At 69.8% G+C, this 1,406-nt stretch carries 1 protein-coding gene and 1 pseudogene; both read left to right on the forward strand.

What is annotated here, in order from left to right; translation table 11 throughout:
• Positions 1–466: pseudogene (locus BIU95_RS12480) on the forward strand (leucyl aminopeptidase); the annotation flags it as partial.
• Between the two features lie 156 nt (positions 467–622).
• A partial coding sequence (locus tag BIU95_RS12485; protein WP_139179784.1) for an FAD-dependent oxidoreductase occupies positions 623–1,406 on the forward strand: 784 nt, incomplete at its 3' end.

Genomic DNA, 1,406 nt, shown 5'->3' on the forward strand with positions numbered 1-1,406 from the left:
CGCCGAGGGGCGCCTGGTGCTCGGCGACGGGATGGCCGCCGCATCGCTCGAGCAGCCCGACGCGCTCGTCGACGTCGCCACGCTGACCGGTGCCCAGGTCGTCGCGCTCGGCGACCGCACGACCGGCCTGATGGGCAGCGACGACCTCGTCGCGAAGGTCCGCGCCGTCGCCGAGGGCGTCGCGGAGCCGATCTGGCCGATGCCGCTGCCCGAGGAGCTCGAGGCCCGGCTGTCCAGCGACGTCGCCGACATCGTCAACGCCACGGTCGGCAACCCCGCCGGCGGCATGCTGCTCGCGGGCAAGTTCCTCGAGCGCTTCGCGGGCGAGGGTGTCCCCTGGGCGCACCTCGACATCGCGGGTCCGTCGGAGAACAAGGGCGGCGGGTACGCCTGGTTGGGCAAGGGTGCGACGGGTGTGATGGTCAGGACGCTCATCGCTCTCGCAGAAGACCTCCAGTCCGAGTAGTAGGTTTGGTACCGGTGGGAACGGCGCACTGACGCGCCTCCCACCGGTACTGCACGGGACGGGACCGGAACCACGCGGTCCGACCGTCGGACGCCGCCCTCCGCGGTGTCCACGTAGGGCCCGATCGGCCCGACACGCACGAGGGAGTTGCACCAGGTGACGGAACAGACTTACGACGTCGTTGTCCTCGGTGGCGGGAGTGGTGGGTACGCCGCTGCGCTCCGGGCCGCCGAACTCGGCATGAGCGTCGCGCTCATCGAGGGCGACAAGCTCGGAGGGACGTGCCTGCACCGCGGCTGCATCCCGACGAAGGCACTGCTGCACGCGGCCGAGGTCGCCGACGCGACGCGCGACGCCGAGAAGTACGGCGTGGTCGCGGAGTTCGCCGGTGTCGACGTGCCCAAGGTCATCGACTACCAGCAGGGCATCATCAACTCCAAGTACAAGGGCCTGCAGGGTCTGATCAAGGCGCGCGGCATCACCGTGGTCGAGGGCTGGGGCCGTCTGACCTCGCAGAACACCGTGCAGGTCGGCGACCAGACCGTCACCGGCAAGAACATCGTGCTCGCGACCGGCTCCTACTCGAAGTCCCTGCCGGGGCTCGAGATCGGCGGCCGCGTGATCACCTCCGAGACCGCGCTCCGCATGGACTACGTCCCGAACAAGGTCGTCATCCTCGGCGGCGGCGTCATCGGCGTCGAGTTCGCCAGCGTCTGGAAGTCCTTCGGCGCCGAGGTCACCATCGTCGAGGGCCTGCCGCACCTGGTCCCCGCCGAGGACGAGTCGATGTCGAAGCAGCTCGAGCGTGCGTTCCGCAAGCGCGGCATCGAGTTCTCGCTCGGTGTCCGGTTCCAGGGCGTCGAGCAGCACGAGAACGGCGTCGTCGTCACGCTGGAGGACGGCAAGACCTTCGACGGTGACGTCCTGCTCGTCGCCGTCG

This window comes from Curtobacterium sp. MCBA15_007 (assembly GCF_001864905.1).
GTDB classification, from domain to species: domain Bacteria; phylum Actinomycetota; class Actinomycetes; order Actinomycetales; family Microbacteriaceae; genus Curtobacterium; species Curtobacterium poinsettiae.